A 21,909-nucleotide genomic window follows, 5' to 3' on the forward strand; every position below is an offset into this window, starting at 1 on the left:
CTTCCGAGGCCCGGATGCAACCGAATTTCTGTCGCACAGGGGCCCCCTTGTGCGATCTCCTGGCAAGGGTTTGGGTGGTACGGACGCACCGAAGAAGGAGGCCCCGGAATGTCACCGGACGCACCTGTCGGCCACGGTCCGGCCGAGTACAACCGGCCCCTCGGCGAGGGGGAGGCGGAGGATTTACTGCGATGTATCTGCTTCAAGACGGGCCCGCCCCGCACGGTCGGTGTCGAGCTCGAATGGCTCATCCACGACCGTGACCACCCCCGGACGCCGGTCTCTCACGACCGTCTCCACGCGGCTGTCGCCGCTGTACGCGCGCTGCCGCTGAGTGCGGCACTCACCTTCGAACCCGGCGGCCAACTGGAGCTCAGCTCGCGCCCCGCCGACTCTCTGATGGCCTGCGTCGATGCCATGACCACCGATCTGGCCGCCGTACGTGCCGCCCTCGACGCGGAGGACCTCGCACCCGTCGGTTTCGGCGTCGATCCCTGGCATCCGCCGCACCGTCTGCTGCACGAACCCCGCTACGACGCCATGGAGGTCTCGCTCGACCGGTCGGGTACGGCCGGCCGCGCCATGATGTGCACCACCGCATCCGTCCAGGTCTGTCTGGACGCCGGCGAGGAGGAGCCCGGGCCACTGGGCTACGGGCGGCGCTGGCAGCTGTCGCATCTGTTGGGTGCGGTGCTGGTGGCGGCGTTCGCCAACTCGCCGTACCGGCAGGGCCGGCCGACGGGACTGCGGTCCACCCGCCAGTCGATCTGGGCGGATCTCGATCCGGTACGAAGTCTGGCGCCGCCGGGTCATCTGGCCCCGCGGGACGCCTGGGCCACACATGTGCTCGACACCCCCGTGATGTGCATACGGGACGGCGAGGGGCCATGGGCCGTCCCGGAGGATCTGACCTTCCGCGACTGGATCCGTACGGGCGCGCCACGGCCGCCGGTGCGCGCCGATCTCGACTACCACATCAGCACGCTCTTTCCGCCGGTGCGCCCGCGCGGACATCTCGAACTGCGCATGATCGACGCGCAGCCGGGTGACGACGGATGGCTCGTGCCGCTCGCCGTCACCACCGCTCTGTTCGACGACCCGGAGGCCGCCGAGACCGTGTACCGCACCGTGAAACCGCTGGCCGAGACGGCGGGCCCGCAGTCGGCACCGCGCAACCCGCTCTGGACCGGCGCCGCCCGTGACGGCCTGGCCGACCCCGAACTGCGGGCGGTGGCCGATGTCTGCTTCCAGCTGGCCCGCGAAGCGCTGCCCCGGATGGGTGCGAACGATGCCGTGCAGGAGGCGGTGGCGAATTTCCACGACCGTCATGTCGCCCGGGGGCGATGTCCGGCCGACGATCTGTCCGGACTGCTGTCGAGGGAAGCGGTGCATGCGATGCCCGCGGCCACGCTCCGTCCGGAACCGGGAAAGAAGGCAGGCTCATGACGCACTCCCCCACCCCCTCGGCCACCGGCCTGGACACCGAGGCGCTCCGCCGGCGGGCTCTTGCGGCGCTCCTCACCGCCCGGGAACGCACCACGCTCCTCACCGACAGCGTGGACGACCATGAACTGACCGCTCAGCATTCACCCTTGATGTCGCCCTTGGTGTGGGATCTCGCACACATCGGCAACCAGGAGGAGCTGTGGCTGCTGCGGGGCGTCGCCGGGCGGGAGGCGATGCGGCCCGAGATCGACGGGCTGTACGACGCCTTCGAACATCCACGGGCGAGCCGTCCGTCCCTGCCGCTGCTGCCGCCGGCCGAGGCCCGCTCCTACGCGGCGGAGGTACGGGGCCGGGCCCTGGACATCCTCGACAGCACCGCCCTGACCGGTGGCCGCCCGCTCGTGGATGCGGGTTTCGCCTTCGGGATGATCGCCCAGCATGAACAGCAGCACGACGAAACGATGCTGATCACTCATCAGCTGAGGTCGGGTCCGGCCGTACTCACCGCACCGGAACCGCCACGGCCCACCGACGCGGCCTCCCTGCCCGCCGAAGTCCTGGTGACCGGCGGTCCGTTCACCATGGGAACGTCCACCGAACCCTGGGCCCTCGACAATGAGCGGCCCGCCCATGTGCGCGACGTCCCCGCTTTCCTCATCGACACGACACCGGTCACCTGCGGAGCGTACGAGCGCTTCATCGAGGACGGCGGCTACACCGAACGGCGCTGGTGGGCGCCGGAGGGGTGGGCCATGGTTCGCGAGCACGAGCTGACCGCCCCGCTGTTCTGGCACCGGGACGCAGGGCAATGGCTGCGCCGCCGGTTCGGGGTGACCGAGCCGGTGCCCGCCGACGAGCCGGTGCTCCACGTGAGCTGGTACGAGGCGGACGCGTACGCCCGCTGGGCGGGACGCAGACTGCCCACCGAAGTCGAGTGGGAGAAGGCGGCGCGCCACGACCCGGGCTCGGGCCGCTCGCGCCGCTACCCGTGGGGCGACGAGGACCCGACCGCAGACCGTGCCAATCTGGGCCAGCGCCATCTGCGTCCGGCGCAGGCAGGCGCGTACGCTGCGGGCGAATCACCGCTCGGCGTACGCCAGTTGATCGGCGATGTGTGGGAGTGGACGTCGAGCGACTTCCTCCCCTATCCGGGCTTCGCGGCGTTCCCGTACCGGGAGTACTCGGAGGTGTTCTTCGGGCCCGACCACAAGGTCCTGCGCGGTGGTTCGTTCGCCGTGGACGCGGTGGCCTGCCGGGGCACGTTCCGCAACTGGGACCTGCCGGTGCGGCGCCAGATCTTCGCCGGATTCCGTACCGCGAGGGATCTCTGATGTGTCGTCATATTGCTTATGTCGGGCCACCGGTTGCGCTCGGCACTGTGCTGACGCAGCCGTCCCACGCGTTGGTACGGCAGTCCTGGCAGCCCCGGCAGCAGAGGTACGGGACCGTCAACGCGGACGGTTTCGGGGTGGGCTGGTACGCGGACGGCGACCCGGTGCCCGGTCGCTACCGGCGCCAGGGGCCCATCTGGGCCGACCTGTCCTTCGCCGATCTGGCCAGGGTGGTGCGGAGCACGGCGCTGCTGGCCGCCGTGCGCGACGCCACCGAGCCGGGGTCGGACGGCGAGGCGGCAGCCGCGCCGTTCACCTCGGGCCGGCTGCTGTTCAGCCACAACGGCGCGGTGAAGGGCTGGCCCGGATCGCTGGCACCGCTCGCCGCCACGCTGCCCCCGGCCGAACTCCTCACCCTCACCGCCCGCTGCGACTCCGCCCTGGTCTGGGCACTCGTACAGCACCGGATCGCCCAAGGGGACGACATACCGCAGGCCGTCGCCGACACCGTGGGCGAGATCGCGGAGGCGGCGCCCGGTTCGCGGCTGAACCTGCTGCTCACCGACGGCACCACCATCGTGGCGACGGCCTGGGGAGACACCCTCTGGTACCTCACCGAGCCGGGCCGCAGCGCGGTCGTGGCCTCGGAGCCCTACGACGACGATCCGCACTGGCGCACGGTCCCCGACCACACCCTGCTCGTCGCGACCTGCACCGACGTTCTGCTCACCCCGCTCAAGGAGCCCACCGAGTGAGTCCCATTCAGCTGACCCGCACCCTGCCTGCGGACGCGACGGACGCGGCGCTGCGCGCCGATGTGCTGCACGGCCTGGCCAGGCACCCGAAGACCCTGCCGCCCAAGTGGTTCTACGACGCACGCGGCAGTGAGCTGTTCGAGGAGATCACCCGGCTGCCCGAGTACTACCCGACTCGCGCCGAGCGGGAGATCCTGGTCGCCCGCGCGTCCGGGATCGCCGCGGCGTCCGGGGCACAGACCCTGGTCGAACTGGGTTCCGGCTCGTCGGAGAAGACCCGGTATCTGCTGGACGCGCTGCCCGCGCTGCACAGCTATGTGCCGGTCGACGTGAGCGAGAGCGCGCTGCGCGGCGCGGCCGAGACCCTGCTCGCGGAGCGGCCGGACCTGTCGATCCATGCGCTGATCGCCGACTTCACCGATGGGCTCACCCTGCCGGACACACCGGGGCCGCGGCTCGTCGCGTTCCTGGGCGGCACGATCGGCAATCTGCTGCCGGACGAGCGGGCGGTGTTCCTGAAGTCAGTACGGTCGCTGCTCTCGCCCGGCGACGCGCTGCTGCTCGGCACGGATCTGGTGAAGGACGAGGAGACGCTCGTCGCGGCGTACGACGACGCGGCCGGGGTGACGGCGGCGTTCAACAAGAACGTACTGACCGTCGTCGACCGGGAGTTGGGAGCCGACTTCGATCCGGCGGACTTCGACCATGTGGCGCTGTGGGACCCGAAGCGGGAGTGGATCGAGATGCGTCTGCGGGCCCGCAGAGCTCTCACGGTGAAGATCCCGGAATTGGATCTGGTGGTGCCGTTCACGGCAGGTGAGGAACTGCGTACGGAGATCTCGGCAAAGTTCCGAAAGGAGGGGATCCGGGGCGAACTCGCCTCGGCCGGACTCACGTTGACTCAGTGGTGGACGGACTCCGCTGACCGGTTCGCGGTGTCGCTGGCCACGGCGGTCTGAGCGGTACGGGCAAGAGCACGGCGGCCGGGCCGGGTGCCCGCGGGGATCGGCGGCAGGACGCGGATCTCGGCGGTCAGCCCGGCCGCCGTGACCACCCGCCACAGCGAGGCGGCGAGCGGATCGTCACCCACGAACGCGGCGGCGCCGGCCGCGGGCCCGTCCGTCCGCGCCGTGCGGTAGGTGATGCGTACCGGACGGACCTCGGCGTACGCGTCGATCGCCGCCTGGAAGACAGCGGGCCGGAACCGGCCACCGGATCCACGCCCGCACCAGGTGCTGCCTTCGGGGAAAACCACCACCCGTGAGCCGCCGCGCAGTGCCCCCGCGATGGTGCGCACGGTCGTGGGCAGTGCCCGCAGCCGGTCGCGCTCGACGAACAGCGTGCCGCCGAGCGCGGCGAGCGGGCCGAGTACCGGCCAGCCACGGATCTCGCTCTTGGCGAGCATCCGGCCCGGGAACACGGCAGCGACGAGCGGGATGTCCAGCCATGAGATGTGGTTGGCGACGACCAGCGCGCCGGGAGCACCGGCGCGATCCGCCCCGGCCGTCGGCGCAGGGTCGCCGGTCACCTGAATCCGCACGCCGAACGCCCGCACGACCGCGTACGCCCACCACCGGATCAGCCGGTCGCGCTGCCCCGCGCCGAGGAGCAGCACGGGAACGGCGCACAGCACGCCGACGAGCACGAGGGTGCACCCGGCGAGCAGCAGGGCCGTGGCCGGGAGGACGCCGCGCACCGGGCCGTCGTGACCGGCGCAGGTGTGCGGCGTGCAGGGCGCGGTGGGCAGCCAGGCGCTCATGTCAGCGGGGCGAGAGACAGGAAGTGGCGCAGGTAGCGCGGGTCGGTGCGGCGCAGCGACAGCAGGACGTAGAGGTCGGCGACGTTGAAGTCGGGGTCGTGCGCGGGCGCCCCGCAGACCCAGGCGCCGAGACGGAGGTAGCCACGGAGCAGCGGCGGGAGGGCGGCGAGTCCGGTGCGCGCGGGGGTCCTGGCGGCTCGGCCGGCGCTGGTGGCGGCGTGGGGCTGCCAGAGGCGGTGCGGGGTGACCCAGTATTCCTCGGGGGCCAGGTACTTCGCCCGTACGGTGTCCCAGGAGTCGGCGGCCAGTACGCCGCCGTCGGCCAGGGGTATCGAGCAGCAGCCGGCCAGCCAGTTGTGTCCGCTGCGCTCCATATAGCGGGCGAGCCCCGCCCAGATGAGGGCGATGACGGCGCCATCCCGGTGAGCCGGGTGGACGCAGGAGCGGCCCACCTCGATCAGGTCGTCGCGGATCGGTCCGAGCCGGCCGAGATCGAACTCGCTCTCCGCATAGAGACGTCCGGCAACACGGGCCCGGTCGGGCGGCAGGATGCGGTAGGTGGCGATGACGTCGCCGGTCGCCACCTCCCGTACCAGCAGGTGATCGCAGTACGCGTCGAAGGCGTCGCTGTCCAGACCGGGTTCCGGCCCGTCCAGCCGGGCACCGAGTTCACCGGCGAACACCTGGTGGCGCAGCCGCTGGGCGGCCCGCACCTCATCCTGGGTGACGGCGAGGGAGACGCGGTAGAGCGGCGACGCGGGAGCTTCGGACCGTGCCGGGGCGGGCTGCTCCGGCACCAAGGAGGTGGAGGTGAGAGGGCCGACGACGAGCGATGGGGTGGGCAGCGCGTTCATGGCGTTCTCCGGGGACGGATCGGCAAGGGCGGCTGCCGGGCTGCCGCACTGCTGCGCCGGCCCGGCCCCTTACTTCTTCCGTGACCGGCTGGATTCGACATGACCGCTGCGGAGAGCCTGGATGTGCGACGGCTGAATCCCGAGGTGTCGGGCGGTGGATCGGGCGGGACCGACGGTCCGTCCGGCGGCGCGGCCCGGTCAGCTGCCCGCGAGCTCGGCGGTGATCCGCTCCGAAGCGGACTTCGCCTCGGCCAGCGGGTCACCGCCCTGCAGAACGGCCGACATGTAGGGCTTGATCGGGTTCTCGGCCTCGACCGCCGCCCACTGCGGCGAGTTGGGGGTCGCGCGACCGCGCCGGGCGCCCTCGGCCATCGCGGCGGTGCCCTCCTGGCCCTCGATGACATGTGCGAGGCTCGTCTTGTTCGGCACATAGCTCATGGTTCTGGCGAGGTCCGCCTGCCATTTCGCGCCCGCCAGCGCCTCGATCACCTCGATACCGGCCATACCGTTGTCCGCCTTCTCCGGAACGATCAGATCGGAACCGCCGGTGAAAACGGAACCGGGGTTCTTCGCGGTCTTGCCGGGTATCGGAAAATAGCCGATTTTTCCTTTGAGTTCGGGATTCTTCTGCTCGATGAGCTTGGCGCTGCCCGGCACGGAAATGATCTGCGCGACATCCCCCCTGGCGAACACATCGGTCTGCGGAGGGTGCTCTTCGTCGGCGTTCTTCGGGCCGCTGCCGAACGACTGGATTTCCTTGTAGAAGTTCATGCCCTTGATCGCGGCGGGCGTGTCGAGGGATCCCTCCCAGTCGCCGCCTCTGTCGGTGGCCAGATCGCCGCCCTCGTCCCAGATGAACCCGGCGAGTACGTACCAGTTCTGGCCCGCGAGAAAGATGCCCTGATTGCCGTTGCGGTTGAGCAGACGGCTGTCCTCGATCCACTCGTCCCGAGTCTTCGGCGGGCTCTTGATGCCTGCCTGCTCGAAGAGATCCTTGTTGTAGATCACCACACGGTTGGCCGCGTACCAGGGAATGCCGTACTGGACGCCGTCGATGCTGCCGGGATCGGCGAGGCCGGGCAGCCATTCCTCGCTGCCGAGATCGCGCATCGATTCAAGGGTCAGATCGCGCAGTTCGCCGCTCTCCGCGTACTGCGCGACCTGGGTGTTTCCGACCTCGATGACATCCGGGGTGTCGTCCCCCTGCAGGGCCGCGGTGACCTTGGGGCCGATTCCACTCCAGCTCTGAATCTTGAACTCCAGTTCGATGGAAGGGTGTTCCTCTTCGTATGACTTCTTGAAACGTTCCAGGAAATCGGCGGAAACACTGTCCTTCATCAGCCAGATCGTCACCGTCTTGCCGCCGGGGCCACCCAAGCCCGGGAGGTAGCCGCAGCCGCCCAGCGCAACGGTGGAAACAAGCACGGCGGCTCCTGCTGCGAGTACACGGTTCTTCACTGGGTCACCTTCTGCGAAAGGGCACGACGAAATCAGGACCCGGTGTGGGGGACTGCGGGCGGCGCTCGCACGGGCGTGGCTGGATTTTGGTATGGACCAATCATTTGGTCAAGGGCCGTTCACGCCGCATCCCCCAATTCGACCTCTCGCGTACCCGCACCAAGTGGGGCACCGTGGTATGAACGAAAGGGGACAGACGATGTCCAACAACACGTATCGGGTCACCGAAATCGTAGGAACCTCCCACGAGGGCGTCGACGACGCCATCCGCCGGGGCATCGCACGGGCGGCGGAAACGTTGCACAATCTCGACTGGTTCGAGATCACCCAGGTGCGTGGGCAGATCGTGGACGGCCGGATCGAGCACTACCAGGTCGGCCTGAAAGTCGGTTTCCGGCTCGACGAGACCACCTGACCCGGTACGCCGCGGTCAGGTACGCCCGCCGCCTTGGAATCGCACGCACCAGACCGCGTCCACTATCCGATCGAAGGGCACCCGACAGGCGCTCAGCCGATGAGCGCCAGACCGAGCACCAGCAGCACGGCCGCGGCGGCCGCCACCCCCACGGCCCGCAGGATCCGGCGCCGGGACCAGACCGAACAGACCTCGGGGCCGTTCCGCCCGGGGAAGACATAGAAGACATGGTCCTGATCGTCGCGGAGGACGACCTGGGCCAGCCGCAGCAGGCGGAGCTCGGCGCGCCTCGACACCTCGTCCCGTCGTGGAGCGAGTGCGGACTCGACGGCTTTGAGATGCGACGGATCCAGACCATCGGGCAGTGGTGCACCAGCCTCCGTCAAGGTGACGCGTTCCCAGGCGCCGCCGAGTGCGGTCATGCGCCGGACGCGCAGCGGCGGAGGCGGCTCGGGAAGGTTCAGTGAGTCGGGGCGGGTGGTGTAGGCGACCGTGCCTGCGGTGTACAGGGTGACCGTGCCCGTGCCATCGCATTCGTCGTGCCGGGAGGACCCTTCCCCGTCACAGTGTGGGCACTTCACGGCACCCGTACCCCGGCACGTCGTGCACACCTTGAATCCCTTTCCCTCGCAGCCGGGGCAGGCAGTGCCGGGCTTGTGGCACTGGGCACACCTGACGCGCGCGGGGGCCCCCGGAGTCGGGGCCCGCACCTCGCCGGTACGTCGCTTCCCCGTACCGTCGCACCAGGTGCACGGATCGCTGCCCTGGCACTTCGGGCATGCGACGCCCGTCTCGCAACGCAGCGTCCCGCGCGTCGAGCACCGCTTGCACAGGATCCGGCCGCCCACACAGATGCAGGGCGCCACCCGCACCGATCCGCGCAGGACGAACTCCACTGTCTTCGACCGCCCCGGGTCCGTCGGCGGATCGACCGGGCAGTCGCGCAGAGCGCCTTCGTACTCCGGCAGGTGCGAGAGGTCGGGTCTGCCGCCCCTGCGCACCGGCTTCGTGGTGCGGGTCTCGATGGACCGGTCGATGGTGAGGCCGAGCATCGGCACCGGGGTGATGTCCGCACCCTCGCGCCGGATCTGCGCTCCCTGTCCGGGCCGGCCGGTGTGCCGGGCCACCGCCTCGAGCACGTCGTCATCGGACAGCGAGTCGGCCATGATCGTCTCCCGCCTCCCCCGATCGGCGCACCCCTGCGCAGGAGAAGGGTAGGGCGGGCGGCGCGCGCTCTCAAGGGTGCGTCACCTGGGCCGAGTTGGCTATCTGCGAGGTCACGCAGGAACGGTTGGCGCGGAGCCTCCTGGCCGATCCGCGCCCGACGACCGGGTAGCCGGATGGTCACGATCCGCGTTCGCCGAAAAGGTTGTGCTGACCCAGATGGAAACTAAAACCTACGTAAAGCTAACCTTAATTCGTGGCATCTAACGTTACCGATGTGAAGCGAATACTCCTGCGCTCAGGGAAGAGCCCTTACGACGTCGTTCCTGTTGAGCGCGCCCTCCACGAGGACGTGTTCGCAACCAACTCAGGCAACCTGATCTTCAGCGATGCCGCGCACAAGATCCTTGAGACGCCGCGGACCAAGGTGGTCTCCAACGGCATCCGGACCAGGGTCGCCGCCGCCGAGCGGATCAACGAGGAGTACGACGCTTTCGTCATTCCGCTCGCCAATGCCTTCCGGCCGTCCTTCGAGCCCCAGCTCAAGCGGCTGACCCAGCTCATCTCGAAGCTGAAGATCCCGGTCATCGTGCCGGGCGTCGGCGCGCAGACCAGCACCAACTACTCCGCGGACCGGTTGCGGCCCATGGCGCCCACCGTACACGCGTTCGTCTCCGCGGTGCTGGACCACAGCGCTTCCATCGGGGTGCGCGGGGAGTTCACCGAGCGCTACCTGCGGGACATGGGCTTCCGTGACGTGGAGGTCATCGGCTGTCCGTCGATGTTCATGGGCGGCCGTGATCTCTTCATCCGTGAGAACACCCGGCCACTGGGACCCGAGTCGCGGATCGCGATCAACGGATCGCACGACGCCGTGAAGAAGTACAAGCTCGGGCGGATCATCGACCACACCCATGCGCGCTATCCCCATCTGCGCTTCATCGGGCAGAACCTGTCCGATGCCCGCCAGCTGCACTGGCGTGACCTGAGCCACGCGAACGCCGCCGTCACCGACATCCCGACCCACCCCGACCACCCGATGTTCGCGGAGGGCAAGGTCAGGGTCTATATAGACCCCAAGACATGGGTGGACGACCTGCGTGGCTTCGACTTCTCTTTCGGCTCCCGGATCCACGGCAACATCGCGGCGCTGCTCGCCGGAACGCCTGCGACGGTGCTCTGCAGCGACTCCCGGACGTTGGAGCTGTGCCGCTACTTCGACATTCCGCACCGGATGCTCGCCAAGGTGCCCGAGAACGTGGATCCCGCGGAGCTGTACGCCGAGGCGGACTTCGGGCCTCTGATGCGCGGTCACCACGAGCGGTTCGACCGGTTCATGAACTTCCTGGACAAGAACGGCCTGGAGAACACCTTCACCCACGGTGACGGGGGCGCGGCCTTCGAGTCCCGCATGAGCGAGCTGGCCTTCCCGGCGGGCGTCCGCCCCTGGACCGGCAGCGGCGTCTCCGAGATGAGCACTCGCCTCAACTGGCTCCAGTCCCAGATGACCGACCTCACCGACCGGAACACCCTGCTGGAACGGCGCCTCGCGAAGGCCAGCAGGCTGCCCGTCCCGCGCGAGAGCGAGGGGCCCGAGCGGCGGCCGTACCAGCGTGCCCGCCGGGTGATCCCGGGCCCCATCAAGCGGGCGCTGCGCAACGCCCGCTAGCAGGGCTTTCTCGGGCGGTGTTCCCCTCCCTGACCTGAGGGGTACGGAGGGGGACATCGGCGTCGGTGTTGCGGATCCAGGCACCGCCGACGCCTAGAATCCGACTGTTTGTCCCCAGCTGTCGGCCCTGCCCCCATCCGTACGGAGTTCCGCGCGCATGCCCACCCCCCACGATCCGTACGTCCGGGTGCGCGGCGCCCGTGAGCACAATCTGCGGGACGTCCACGTCGACATCCCGCGCGACACCCTCACCGTCTTCACGGGCGTCTCGGGCTCCGGGAAGTCCTCCCTCGCCTTCGGAACGATCTACGCCGAGGCCCAGCGCCGCTACTTCGAGTCCGTCGCCCCGTACGCCCGGCGGCTCATCCACCAAGTCGGCGCGCCGAAGGTCGGCGAGATCACCGGTCTGCCGCCCGCCGTCTCGCTGGAGCAGCGGCGTTCGGCGCCCGGCGCCCGTTCCTCGGTCGGTACGGTCACCACGCTGTCCAACTCGCTGCGGATGCTGTTCTCGCGCGCCGGGGAGTATCCGGCAGGGGCCGAGCGGCTGGACTCCGATGCGTTCTCGCCGAACACCGCCGCCGGGGCCTGCCCCGAGTGCCACGGTCTGGGGCGTATCCACCGCACCGCCGAGGAGCTCCTCGTCCCGGACCCGTCGCTGTCGATCCGGGACGGCGCGATCGCCGCCTGGCCGGGCGCCTGGCAGGGCAAGAACCTGCGCGACGTCCTGGACACGCTGGGCTACGACATCGATCGGCCGTGGCGGGAGTTGGACGCGCAGGACCGGGAGTGGATCCTCTTCACCGACGATCAGCCGGTGGTGACAGTCCACCCGGTGCGGGAAGCGGGCCGGATCCAGCGCCCGTACCAGGGCACGTACATGAGTGCGCGGCGCTATGTGATGCACACCTTCGCGGACTCCAAGAGCCGCACCCTGCGGGCCAAGGCCGAGCGCTTCCTGACCAGCGCCCCCTGTCCGGTCTGTGGCGGCACTCGGCTGCGTCCGGAGGCGATGACCGTCACCTTTGCCGGCCGTACGATCGCCGAGCTCACCTCGCTGCCCCTCGCGGGCCTCGCCGACGTGCTGTCGGCCGCGGGCGGCAATGACACCGCGCGGCTGCTGACGTCGGATCTGCTGGCCCGGATCGGGACGGTGACCGAGCTGGGGCTCGGCTATCTCAGTCTCGACCGCACGGCTCCGACGCTGTCCTCCGGCGAGTTGCAGCGGCTGCGGCTCGCCACCCAGCTGCGCTCGGGACTCTTCGGGGTCGTCTATGTGCTGGACGAGCCGTCGGCCGGTCTGCACCCGGCGGACACCGCGTCGTTGCTCGCGGTCCTCGGCCGGCTGAAGGAGGCCGGGAACTCGGTCTTCGTCGTGGAGCACCAGATGGATGTGGTGCGGCAGGCGGACTGGCTGGTCGACGTGGGTCCGCTGGCCGGCGAGCACGGGGGCATGGTGCTGCACAGCGGGCCCCCGGCCGGACTCGCGGACGTCGCGGAGTCGGCGACGCGGCGGTTCCTCTTCGGCGGGGGTCCGGTGCCTGCCCGGGAGCCGCGTACGCCCTCCGGGTGGCTGAAGCTGATCGGTGTCGACCGGCACAACGTGCGCGGGGTGGACGCCGCGTTCCCGCTCGGGGTGTTCACCGCGGTCACCGGGGTCTCCGGCTCCGGGAAGTCGACTCTGGTCGGTCAGGTGCTCGCCGGGGTCCTCGCCGACCGGCAGGCGTCCGCCACCGCCGGCCTTCCCGCCGCGCAGCCCATGGCCGGCTGCGCATCGGCGCAGGGGCTGGAGGCGGTGGACCGTCTCGTCCAGGTCGACCAGAAGCCGATCGGCCGTACCCCGCGCTCCAATCTGGCCACGTACACCGGGCTCTTCGATGTCGTGCGGAAGCTGTTCACCGAGACCGGCGCGGCGCGCGAACGCGGCTACAGGGCGGGGCGGTTCTCGTTCAATGTGGCGGGCGGGCGGTGCGAGACCTGTCAGGGCGAGGGGTTCGTCTCCGTCGAGCTGCTCTTCCTGCCGAGCACGTACGCGCCCTGCCCGGACTGCCACGGTGCGCGGTACAACCCGCAGACGCTGGAGGTCACCCTGCGCGGGCTGAACATCGCGCAGGTGCTGGATCTCACGGTGGAGTCGGCGGCCGGCTTCTTCGCCGGGACGCCCGCCGCCGAGCGCAGTCTGCGGACACTGCTCGATGTGGGGCTCGGCTATCTGCGGCTGGGGCAGCCGGCGACGGAACTGTCCGGCGGTGAGGCCCAGCGGATCAAGCTCGCCACCGAGCTGCAGCGCACCCGCCGCGGCCACACCCTGTATCTGCTCGACGAACCGACGACAGGGCTGCATCCGGCCGATGTCGAGGTGCTGATGCGACAGTTGCACGGGCTGGTCGACGCGGGCAGCACGGTCGTGGTCGTGGAGCACGACATGGCCGTGGTCGCGGGTGCCGACTGGGTGATCGACCTCGGCCCCGGAGGCGGCGACCGGGGAGGCCGGATCGTCGCGGTGGGGACGCCCGCGGAGGTGGCCGGGGCGGCGGACAGCCGGACCGCGGCGTACCTGGCGGCCGCCCTCAGGTCGGCCTGACAGCCCATCAGGTCCAACTGGCCTGTTTCCACGACTACGGTCCGGCGGAGACGTTCAACACCGCCGTGAACGCTTCGGCGTCCGCGGCCCCCGGCACGTACAGGACCACCGTGACGGCACCTCCGGCACGCTCACCCACTCGGCCACCTCCACACAGACGGTGCCCGGTCCGGCCCGCGGTACGGGCGCCCTGGTGAACGGCGACGTCGAGACCGGTTCGCTCGCTCCCTGGAGCTGTGAGAACGGCGGCGCGGTCGTCTCCAACCCGGCGCACGGCGGCGCGCACGCACTGGCGGCCGCGGCCACCGCGTGGCAGACCGGCGAGCGCAGGCAGACGCTCACCCTGTCCCGGGAGCGGGCGGCTTCCGGGACCAGGACCGACGAAATCAGCCCTCCTGGGGAGGGGGCGACCAGCAGAGACAGTGCCGCACACTCTAGACATCCGATCTGTCATCCGATGAAATGGCCTCGCTCTCGGCGTACGTCGACGCATCTCCCCCATATCTCCATTAAAGAACCGATCAATGGGCCAGGAGGTCTCTCGTGACCAATGAACCCCAACCGCAGAGACGAAGCATCCTCAAGTTCGGCGGTGCCCTCGCCCTCACACCGCTGATCACTCAGCTGACCGGGGGAATCCCTGTGGGACAGGCCGTTGCCGCCGGGGCCGTCGCACCGGCATCCGTCCACTGGCCGACCCTGTCGCGCAAGGCGCTGAAGTATTCGATCCCTGCCACGGACTGGCAGTCGCAGGCCCTGCCGATCGGCAACGGCCGGCTCGGCGCCATGCTCTTCGCCAACCCCTCCGAGGAGCGCGTCCAGTTCAACGAGCAGAGTCTCTGGGGTGGTGTCAACAACTACGACAACGCTCTCGCGGGCAAGCCGGACAGCGCATTCGACACCGGCATGACCGGCTTCGGCTCGTACCGGAACTTCGGTGATGTCGTCGTCACCTTCGCTCGCCGTGCGAAGGTCACGGCCCCGGGGGGACCGTACCGTACCTCCTCGACCGAGGGCGTCGACAAGACGTACGACGGTAACTCGAGCACCAAGTGGTGCATCGAGGCGCCCGGCTCGAAGGTGCAGTGGCAGGTCGAGCTCCCCGACCCCGTCGAGGTCGCGTCCTACCGTCTGACGAGTGCCAACGACGTGCCGCAGCGCGACCCGCAGGAGTGGACGTTCTCCGGTTCCGCCGACGGCGCCACCTGGACCGAGTTGGACAGCCGCGCTCTGGCGACGCCCTTCGAGAGCCGGTACCAGACGAAGGAATTCACCTGTGCCGACACCGCGGCCTACCGCTTCTACCGGTTCGACTTCGTTCCCGAAGCGGGGGTCAGCCACTTCCAGGTGAGCGAGATCGGCCTGTCCGGCGTCGACCTCGACGGGGGCGGCTCGATGTACCTGTCGTCGCCCAGCGGGCACTCCGAGGGATCCGGTCGGGCCACGGACATCTCGAGTTCGATGGACCGCGATCCGGCCACGGTCTGGCGGGTCGACGCCGTCGCACCGGCGGTCGTCTGGCAGGTCGACCTGTCCACCGCAACCGCCGTCACCTCGTACACGCTGACGGCGGCCCCGGACCGCCCGCACGACGACCCCCGGCGATGGGCGTTGGAGGCGTCGCAGGACGGGCAAGCCTGGGTGACCCTCGACACGCAGAACCCCGGCGCGCCTTTTGCCGGCCGCGGCGAGACCCGGACCTTCCGGATCACCAACAGCACGGCCTACCGCACCTACCGGCTCACGTTCACCCCCGGCGAGTCGTCCACCGGCTTCCAGATCGGGGAGGTCGTGCTGGAAGGCAAGGGGTTCGACACACGCATGCAGTCCACGTTCGTCGACTACCAGCGCGCCCTGGACTTCTTCGAGGGTGTCCATGTCACCCGTTTCGGCGCGCCGGGGCGGCGCGTCCTGCGGGAGGCCTTCGCCAGCCGGTCCGCGGACGTCATGGTCTTCCGGTACACGTCGGACAGCGACCGGGGACTCTCCGGAGCGATCTCGCTGACGTCCGGACAGGATCAGGCCCCGACGACCGTCGACGCCGACGCCCGGCGGATCGCCTTCAGCGGTGTCATGGGCAACGGCCTCAAGCACGCGTCCACCGTCCAAGTCGTACACACCGACGGCGACTTCAGCACCGACGGGTCGGTGTTGAAGTTCACCGGCTGCACGACCCTGACCCTGCTCCTCGACGCCCGCACCGACTACAAGCTCGACGCCGCCGCCGGGTGGCGCGGAGCCGATCCGAAGGCGGCCGTCGCCGCAGCGCTCGCCAAGGCGGCCGCCCGGTCCTACGCCGAGATGCGCGACGAGCACACCGCCGAGATACGCGCCCTCATGAACCGCGTCTCCGTCGCCTGGGGCACCTCCGACGACGCCGTCGTCGCCCTGCCGACCAACGCCCGGCTGGCGCGTTACGCGGCGGGCGGGGAGGACCCGACCCTCGAGCAGACGATGTTCGACTTCGGCCGATACCTGCTGATCAGTTCCTCGCGCCCGAAGGGTCTGCCCGCCAACCTCCAGGGTCTCTGGAACGACAGCAACTCGCCGGCGTGGGCCTCCGACTACCACACCAACATCAATGTCCAGATGAACTACTGGGGAGCCGAGACGACGAACCTGCAGGAGTGCCACGAGGCACTCGTCGGGTTCATCAAGCAGGTGGCGGTGCCCAGCCGCGTGGCGACCCGCAACGCCTTCGGCAAGGACACACGCGGCTGGACCGCCCGCACCAGCCAGAGCATCTTCGGCGGCAACGCATGGGAGTGGAACACCGTCGCGAGCGCCTGGTACGCGCAGCACCTTTACGAGCACTGGGCGTTCACCCAGGACCTGGTCTACCTCCGCACCGTCGCCTACCCGATGATCAAGGAGATCTGCGAGTTCTGGGAGGACCAGCTCAAGGAACGCGAGGACGGACTCCTCGTCTCGCCGAACGGCTGGTCCCCCGAGCACGGGCCGCGCGAGGACGGCGTCATGTACGACCAGCAGATCATCTGGGACCTGTTCCAGAACTACCTCGACTGCGAGGCGGCGCTCGAGGTGGATGCCGACTACCGGGCCAAGGTCAAGGACATGCAGGCACGCCTCGCGCCGAACAAGATCGGCCAGTGGGGTCAGCTGCAGGAGTGGCAGGAGGACATCGACAGCCCCACCGACATCCACCGCCACACCTCGCACCTCTTCGCGGTCTACCCGGGCCGCCAAATCACCCCGAAGACGCCAGGCTTCGCGGCCGCCGCCCTCGTCTCGCTCAAAGCGCGGTGCGGCGAGAAGGAAGGCGTCCCGTTCACGGCCGCGACGGTGTCGGGCGACAGCCGCCGCTCGTGGACCTGGCCCTGGCGGGCAGCCCTCTTCGCCCGCCTCGGTGACGGGCACCGCGCCCGGATCATGCTGCGCGGACTGCTGACCTACAACACTCTGCCCAACATGTTCTGCAACCACCCGCCCTTCCAGATGGACGGCAACTTCGGCATCTCCGGCGCCGTGGCGGAGATGCTCCTGCAGAGCCACGACGGCGTCATCCACCTGCTGCCCGCCCTGCCGGACGAATGGAAGGCCAAGGGTTCCTTCACCGGGCTCCGCGCCCGCGGCGGCTACGAAGTCAGCTGTGAATGGCGCGACGGGAAGGTCATGTCCTACAGGATCGTGGCCGACCGGGCGCGGAACCAGGGGAACGTCACCGTGCGGGTGAACGGCGTCGACACAAAGGTGAAGCCGATCAAGCCCTGACGTCGGCCGTCCGCGGACCGAAGCAGCGCGGCACGGGTCGTCGGTACAGCCGGTCTCCTCACCGGCTGTACCGACCGGCATCAGAACAGTCCTGGTGCCGTGACCGGCCATGTTTGCCCCATGAGGAGCGTCGTCCGGTGCGTGCGATCGCAAGGCGGCCGGACGTCCTTGGACGGGGTCTCCCCTGCTCGAACGGAGTTGAGACCTTGGGGAAGAACTACCAGGGCTTTTGGCCAACCCGGAAGGGGGTCCCCCTGGCCCTTAAGGCCTTGGGGGAGTGCGTGCCGGGCGGCGCGACGGGGCAAAGCTTGCCGGGCGGGGCACTAGCGTCGGACCTTCCGGGTCGCCCGCAGCCACTCCTTGTTCATCGCCGAGATCGACGGCAGCGGAATGCCCTTCGGGCAGGCCGTGGCGCACTCCCCGGTGAGCGTGCAGCCACCGAACCCCTCGCTGTCCATCTGCCCGACCATGTCGAGCACCCGGGTCTCGCGCTCGGGGGCGCCCTGCGGCAGGACGCCCAGGTGGTTGATCTTCGCCGAGGTGAAGAGCATCGCCGAGCCGTTGGGGCAGGCCGCGACGCAGGCGCCGCAGCCGATGCACTCGGCGTGCTCGAAGGCGAAGTCGGCGTCCGGCTTGGGCACCGGCGTGGCGTGCGCCTCGGGGGCGGTGCCGGTCGGGGCGGTGATGTAGCCGCCCGCCTGGATGATCCGGTCGAAGGCGGACCGGTCCACGACCAGGTCCTTGACGACCGGGAACGCCGAGGCGCGCCACGGTTCGATGTCGATCGTGTCGCCGTCCTGGAAGGAGCGCATGTGGAGCTGACAGGTGGTGGTGCGTTCCGGGCCGTGCGCGTCGCCGTTGATGACGAGGCTGCACGCGCCGCAGATGCCTTCGCGGCAGTCGTGGTCGAAGGCAACGGGGTCGTCGCCGGCGAGGATGAGCTCCTCGTTGAGAGTGTCGAGCATCTCCAGGAACGACATGTCCTGCGAGATGCCGTCCACCTGGTAGGTGGACATGGCGCCGGGGGCGTCGGCGTTCTTCTGGCGCCAGACGCGCAGGGTGAGCTTCATGCGTAGCTCCGCTGAGTGGGGTGGACGTACTCGAAGACGAGGTCTTCCTTGTGCAGGACGGGGGCGTCGCCGGTGGCCGTGAACTCCCAGGCGGCGGCGTACGAGAACTCCTCGTCCCGGCGGGCGGCTTCGCCGTCCGGGGTCTGCGACTCCTCGCGGAAGTGGCCTCCGCAGGACTCGGCGCGGTGCAGGGCGTCGAGACACATGAGCTCGGCGAGCTCCAAGTAGTCGACGATGCGGTTGGCCTTCTCCAGCGACTGGTTGAACTCCTCGCCGGTGCCGGGGACCTTGATGCGGCGCCAGAACTCCTCGCGGATCTGCGGGATCCGGTCGAGCGCCTTGCGCAGCCCCTCCTCGGTGCGGGCCATCCCGCAGTACTCCCACATGAGTTCGCCGATTTCGCGGTGGAAGGAGTCGGGGGTGCGGTCGCCGTCGACGGCGAGCAGCAGGTTCAGCCGGTCCTCGGTCTCCGCGACGGCTTCTTCCACGGCCGGGTGCGAGGCGTCGACCTCGCCGTGGTGCGGGTTGCGGGCCAGGTAGTCGTTGATGGTCGACGGGAGGACGAAGTAGCCGTCGGCAAGACCCTGCATCAGCGCCGAGGCGCCGAGCCGGTTGGCCCCGTGGTCGGAGAAGTTGGCCTCGCCGATCGCGAACAGGCCGGGGATCGTGGTCTGGAGGTCGTAGTCGACCCAGAGTCCGCCCATCGTGTAGTGCACGGCGGGGTAGATGCGCATCGGGGTCTCGTACGGGTTCTCCGCGGTGATCCGCGCGTACATGTCGAAGAGGTTGCCGTACTTCTCCTCGACCTTCGCCCTGCCCATGCGCTGGATGGCCTCCGCGAAGTCGAGGTAGACCCCCTGTCCGCCGGGGCCGACGCCGCGGCCCTCGTCGCAGACGTTCTTCGCGGCGCGCGAGGCGATGTCGCGTGGCACGAGGTTGCCGAAGGCCGGGTAGATGCGCTCCAGGTAGTAGTCGCGCTCGTCCTCGGGGATCTCGTTGGCCGGTCGGTTGTCACCCTTGGCTTTCGGGACCCAGATCCGGCCGTCGTTGCGCAGCGACTCGCTCATCAGCGTCAGCTTGGACTGGTGGTCGCCGGTGCGCGGGATGCAGGTGGGGTGGATCTGGGTGAAGCACGGGTTGGCGAAGTACGCTCCGCGCCGGTGGGCGCGCCAGATGGCGGTGGCGTTGGAGTTCATGGCATTCGTCGACAGGTAGAAGACGTTGCCGTAGCCGCCGCTGGCCAGCACAACCGCGTCGGCGAAGTACGTGTCGATCTTCCCGGTGACGAGGTCGCGCGCGACGATGCCGCGGGCCTTGCCGTCGACGATGATCAGGTCGAGCATCTCGGTCCGGGCGTGCAGCTCGACGTTGCCCGCGGCGATCTGCCGGGACAGTGCCTGGTAGGCGCCGAGGAGCAGTTGCTGCCCGGTCTGGCCGCGGGCGTAGAACGTGCGGGAGACCTGGACACCGCCGAAGGAGCGGTTGTCGAGGAGGCCGCCGTACTCGCGGGCGAACGGGACGCCCTGCGCGACGCACTGGTCGATGATCTCGACGGAGATCTGGGCGAGCCGGTGGACATTGGACTCGCGGGCGCGGAAGTCGCCGCCCTTGACCGTGTCGTAGAAGAGCCGGTGGATCGAGTCGCCGTCGTTGCGGTAGTTCTTCGCGGCGTTGATGCCGCCCTGGGCAGCTACCGAGTGGGCGCGGCGGGGCGAGTCCTGGAAGCAGAACTGGACGACGTGGTAGCCCTGTTCGGCCAGCGTGGCCCCGGCCGATCCGCCGGCCAGGCCGGTGCCGACGACGATGACGGTGTGCTTGCGGCGGTTGGCCGGGTTGACGAGCTTGGCCTCGAAGCGGCGGGTGTCCCAGCGTTCGGCGACGGGGCCCTCGGGGGCCTTGGTGTCGACGACGGGTGCACCCGTCTCGTAGTGCGAGTAGTCGGTCATGTCAGCTCACGACTCCGGTCATGACGGCGACGGGTACGGAGATGAAGCCCACCGTCAGCACCAGTGCGAGGACGTTGGCGATGGTCTTGAGAACACGGTCGCGGCTCGCCCTGCCCGCGCCGAGGGTCTGCGCGGCGCTCCAGAAACCGTGCTGGACGTGGAGTCCGAGAGCGAGCATGGCGACGATGTAGATGACGTTGCCGTACCAGGTGGAGAAGGTGTCGACGACGTTCTGGTAGGGGTGCCCCGACTGGAAGCCGCCCGAGTGGACGGTGCCGGTGGTCAGGTCGAGGACGTGCCAGACGATGAACAGGGCGAGGATGATCCCGCCCCAGCGCATGGTGCGGGTGGCGTAGCTCGCCCGGGGCTTCTTGTGGACGTACTTGCTGGGCCGCGCCTTGATGTCCCGGCGGCTCAGCTGGTAAGCCGAGGTGGCGTGCGCCACGACGGCGACGACGAGCACCACACGGACGATCCAGAGGGCCCACTCGTAGTGCAGGAAGGGCTCACCCATGACCCGCAGCCAGTGGGCGTAGTGGTTGAACTCCCCCGGCCCGAAGAAGATCTTCAGGTTGCCGATCATGTGGACGACCAGGTAGCCGAGCATGATCAGGCCGCTCACGGCCATGACCGTCTTCTTGCCGACGGACGAGTCCCAGAGCGTACGCGTCATGGACGGCCGTCGGTCCGTCCGTGTTGCCAGTGCCATGGACACGACGCTACGACCGAAGGTGCTCATCGGTCCAAGACATGACGTGGCTCATATCCATAGCCTCTGACTATGGAGCTGGCTAGGCTGGGTGTATGCAGTTTCAGCAGCTCATGTACTTCGTGGCCGTCGCCGAGACACGGCACTTCACCCGCGCCGCGGAGGAGGTGCATGTCTCGCAGCCGTCGCTCTCCCAGCAGATCAGGGCGTTGGAGAACGAGCTGGGGGCGGAGCTGTTCAGCCGGGCCCGCGGCAACATCGCCCTGACCGACGCGGGCGAGGCGCTGCTGCCGCTGGCCCGCCGGATCCTGGCGGATGCCGATACCGCCCGGCACGAGGTGCAGGAGCTGGCCCAGCTGCGCCGGGGCCGGGTCAGGCTCGGGGCGACGCCGAGCCTGTGCACGGGACTGCTGCCCGACGTACTGCGCACGTTCCACGACCAGCACCCGGGGATCCAGCTGCTGCTGGAGGAAGGTGGCTCGCACGACCTCGTACGGGAGCTGGCGCGGGGGGCGCTCGATCTCGCGCTGGTGGTCCTGCCGCTGCCGGCCGCGTCGCCTGCGCTGACCACGGTGGAGCTGCTCCAGGAGGACCTGGTGGTGGTGTCGGCGGCGGGGGCTCCGCGACCGGGGAAGGGCGGAAGCGTGCGGATCGCGGATCTGCAGGGCGAGCCGCTGGTGATGTTCCGGCACGGCTACGACCTGCGGGAGCTGACCGTGGCCGCGTGCCGGGCGGAGGGCTTCGAGCCGTCGTTCACGGTGGAGGGCGGCGAAATGGACGCGGTGCTCGGTTTCGTACGGGCGGGACTGGGCGTGGCGGTGGTGCCGAGCATGGTGGCGGTCCGGGCGGGGCACGACCTGCGGACCACACGGCTCGCCCCGCCGGGACTGCGGCGCACGATCGCGCTGGCGCATCGCAGTGACGTGGCGCCTCCACGGGCGGCGCGGGAGCTCCAACGAGTACTGCTGGCCAGCCGGCCGGACGGGCTCGGGAAATCGAGCCCGTCCGGAGGCTGAGGAC

At 69.5% G+C, this 21,909-nt stretch carries 16 protein-coding genes; 9 read left to right on the forward strand and 7 right to left on the reverse strand.

Annotated elements, in window-relative coordinates:
- Nucleotides 1-108 precede the first annotated feature (108 nt).
- From egtA to egtD, 4 genes are read left to right on the forward strand one after another with little or no spacing between them, the layout of a single operon-like run.
- The gene (egtA, locus tag OG972_RS03595; RefSeq protein ID WP_266978234.1) at nucleotides 109-1,446 is read left to right on the forward strand and encodes an ergothioneine biosynthesis glutamate--cysteine ligase EgtA; all 1,338 of its coding nucleotides are present in this window, start codon (nucleotides 109-111) and stop codon (nucleotides 1,444-1,446) included.
- Nucleotides 1,443-2,777 (forward strand): ergothioneine biosynthesis protein EgtB, encoded by a 1,335-nt coding sequence (egtB, locus tag OG972_RS03600; RefSeq protein ID WP_266978235.1) that lies wholly within the window; start codon nucleotides 1,443-1,445, stop codon nucleotides 2,775-2,777. Before egtA ends, egtB begins: the two co-directional genes overlap by 4 nt.
- Complete coding sequence (egtC, locus tag OG972_RS03605; protein WP_266978236.1) at nucleotides 2,777-3,532, forward strand: ergothioneine biosynthesis protein EgtC; 756 nt, start codon at nucleotides 2,777-2,779, stop codon at nucleotides 3,530-3,532. Before egtB ends, egtC begins: the two co-directional genes overlap by 1 nt.
- On the forward strand, nucleotides 3,529-4,491 hold the full coding sequence (gene egtD, locus OG972_RS03610; protein WP_266978237.1) for an L-histidine N(alpha)-methyltransferase: 963 nt from the start codon (nucleotides 3,529-3,531) through the stop codon (nucleotides 4,489-4,491). Before egtC ends, egtD begins: the two co-directional genes overlap by 4 nt.
- Here the strand turns inward: egtD and OG972_RS03615 are convergent.
- From OG972_RS03615 to OG972_RS03625, 3 genes are all read right to left on the reverse strand, one after another.
- Nucleotides 4,434-5,291: a 1-acyl-sn-glycerol-3-phosphate acyltransferase gene (locus tag OG972_RS03615; RefSeq protein WP_266978238.1), complete on the reverse strand. Its 858-nt coding sequence runs from the start codon at nucleotides 5,289-5,291 to the stop codon at nucleotides 4,434-4,436. The two genes, egtD and OG972_RS03615, sit on opposite strands and share 58 nt — an antisense overlap.
- On the reverse strand, nucleotides 5,288-6,145 hold the full coding sequence (locus OG972_RS03620; protein WP_266978239.1) for a GNAT family N-acetyltransferase: 858 nt from the start codon (nucleotides 6,143-6,145) through the stop codon (nucleotides 5,288-5,290). The genes OG972_RS03615 and OG972_RS03620 overlap by 4 nt, the downstream gene beginning before the upstream one ends.
- Before the next feature lie 198 nt (nucleotides 6,146-6,343).
- Nucleotides 6,344-7,603, reverse strand: a complete 1,260-nt coding sequence (locus OG972_RS03625; protein WP_266978240.1) for an extracellular solute-binding protein — start codon at nucleotides 7,601-7,603, stop codon at nucleotides 6,344-6,346.
- Between the two features lie 199 nt (nucleotides 7,604-7,802).
- Between OG972_RS03625 and OG972_RS03630 the strand changes: the two genes are divergently transcribed.
- Nucleotides 7,803-8,018: a dodecin gene (locus OG972_RS03630; RefSeq protein ID WP_266978241.1), complete on the forward strand. Its 216-nt coding sequence runs from the start codon at nucleotides 7,803-7,805 to the stop codon at nucleotides 8,016-8,018.
- Between the two features lie 92 nt (nucleotides 8,019-8,110).
- Here OG972_RS03630 and OG972_RS03635 read toward each other — a convergent pair whose 3' ends face one another.
- Nucleotides 8,111-9,184, reverse strand: coding sequence for a hypothetical protein (locus OG972_RS03635; RefSeq protein ID WP_266978242.1), 1,074 nt, complete (start codon nucleotides 9,182-9,184; stop codon nucleotides 8,111-8,113).
- Nucleotides 9,185-9,438: 254 nt separating this feature from the next.
- On the opposite strand from OG972_RS03635, the gene OG972_RS03640 reads away from it, so the two are divergent.
- From OG972_RS03640 to OG972_RS03650, 3 genes are all read left to right on the forward strand, one after another.
- Complete coding sequence (locus tag OG972_RS03640; RefSeq protein WP_266978243.1) at nucleotides 9,439-10,851, forward strand: polysaccharide pyruvyl transferase family protein; 1,413 nt, start codon at nucleotides 9,439-9,441, stop codon at nucleotides 10,849-10,851.
- Between the two features lie 157 nt (nucleotides 10,852-11,008).
- On the forward strand, nucleotides 11,009-13,432 hold the full coding sequence (gene uvrA / locus OG972_RS03645) for an excinuclease ABC subunit UvrA (protein WP_266978244.1): 2,424 nt from the start codon (nucleotides 11,009-11,011) through the stop codon (nucleotides 13,430-13,432).
- A gap of 543 nt (nucleotides 13,433-13,975) precedes the next feature.
- Nucleotides 13,976-17,164 carry a glycoside hydrolase N-terminal domain-containing protein gene (locus OG972_RS03650; RefSeq protein WP_266978245.1) on the forward strand — a complete coding sequence of 1,063 codons (3,189 nt, stop codon included), beginning with the start codon at nucleotides 13,976-13,978 and terminating at the stop codon, nucleotides 17,162-17,164.
- A gap of 323 nt (nucleotides 17,165-17,487) precedes the next feature.
- On the opposite strand, the gene OG972_RS03655 is transcribed toward OG972_RS03650, so the two are convergent.
- The 3 genes from OG972_RS03655 to OG972_RS03665 are packed head-to-tail and all read right to left on the reverse strand — an operon-like array spanning nucleotide 17,488 to nucleotide 20,889.
- Nucleotides 17,488-18,234 (reverse strand): succinate dehydrogenase/fumarate reductase iron-sulfur subunit, encoded by a 747-nt coding sequence (locus tag OG972_RS03655; RefSeq protein ID WP_266978246.1) that lies wholly within the window; start codon nucleotides 18,232-18,234, stop codon nucleotides 17,488-17,490.
- Nucleotides 18,231-20,180, reverse strand: a complete 1,950-nt coding sequence (locus OG972_RS03660) for a fumarate reductase/succinate dehydrogenase flavoprotein subunit (RefSeq protein ID WP_266978247.1) — start codon at nucleotides 20,178-20,180, stop codon at nucleotides 18,231-18,233. The genes OG972_RS03655 and OG972_RS03660 overlap by 4 nt, the downstream gene beginning before the upstream one ends.
- A 1-nt stretch (nucleotide 20,181) precedes the next feature.
- Nucleotides 20,182-20,889, reverse strand: coding sequence for a succinate dehydrogenase (locus tag OG972_RS03665; protein WP_266978248.1), 708 nt, complete (start codon nucleotides 20,887-20,889; stop codon nucleotides 20,182-20,184).
- Between the two features lie 95 nt (nucleotides 20,890-20,984).
- On the opposite strand from OG972_RS03665, the gene OG972_RS03670 reads away from it, so the two are divergent.
- Nucleotides 20,985-21,905 carry a LysR family transcriptional regulator gene (locus OG972_RS03670; RefSeq protein WP_266978249.1) on the forward strand — a complete coding sequence of 307 codons (921 nt, stop codon included), beginning with the start codon at nucleotides 20,985-20,987 and terminating at the stop codon, nucleotides 21,903-21,905.
- The last annotated feature ends 4 nt before the right edge of the window (nucleotides 21,906-21,909 follow it).

This window comes from Streptomyces sp. NBC_01669 (assembly GCF_026339735.1).
Taxonomy (GTDB): domain Bacteria; phylum Actinomycetota; class Actinomycetes; order Streptomycetales; family Streptomycetaceae; genus Streptomyces; species Streptomyces yanii.

Excerpts from the sequence above, each read along its gene's own strand:
- egtA (WP_266978234.1), top strand. The coding sequence starts at position 109 with ATGTCACCGGACGCACCTGTCGGCCACGGTCCGGCCGAGTACAACCGG.
- egtB (WP_266978235.1), top strand. The coding sequence starts at position 1,443 with ATGACGCACTCCCCCACCCCCTCGGCCACCGGCCTGGACACCGAGGCG.
- egtC (WP_266978236.1), top strand. The coding sequence starts at position 2,777 with ATGTGTCGTCATATTGCTTATGTCGGGCCACCGGTTGCGCTCGGCACT.
- OG972_RS03615 (WP_266978238.1), bottom strand. The coding sequence starts at position 5,291 with ATGAGCGCCTGGCTGCCCACCGCGCCCTGCACGCCGCACACCTGCGCC.
- OG972_RS03620 (WP_266978239.1), bottom strand. The coding sequence starts at position 6,145 with ATGAACGCGCTGCCCACCCCATCGCTCGTCGTCGGCCCTCTCACCTCC.
- OG972_RS03630 (WP_266978241.1), top strand. The coding sequence starts at position 7,803 with ATGTCCAACAACACGTATCGGGTCACCGAAATCGTAGGAACCTCCCAC.
- OG972_RS03635 (WP_266978242.1), bottom strand. The coding sequence starts at position 9,184 with ATGGCCGACTCGCTGTCCGATGACGACGTGCTCGAGGCGGTGGCCCGG.
- uvrA (WP_266978244.1), top strand. The coding sequence starts at position 11,009 with ATGCCCACCCCCCACGATCCGTACGTCCGGGTGCGCGGCGCCCGTGAG.
- OG972_RS03655 (WP_266978246.1), bottom strand. The coding sequence starts at position 18,234 with ATGAAGCTCACCCTGCGCGTCTGGCGCCAGAAGAACGCCGACGCCCCC.
- OG972_RS03660 (WP_266978247.1), bottom strand. The coding sequence starts at position 20,180 with ATGACCGACTACTCGCACTACGAGACGGGTGCACCCGTCGTCGACACC.
- OG972_RS03665 (WP_266978248.1), bottom strand. The coding sequence starts at position 20,889 with ATGGCACTGGCAACACGGACGGACCGACGGCCGTCCATGACGCGTACG.
- OG972_RS03670 (WP_266978249.1), top strand. The coding sequence starts at position 20,985 with ATGCAGTTTCAGCAGCTCATGTACTTCGTGGCCGTCGCCGAGACACGG.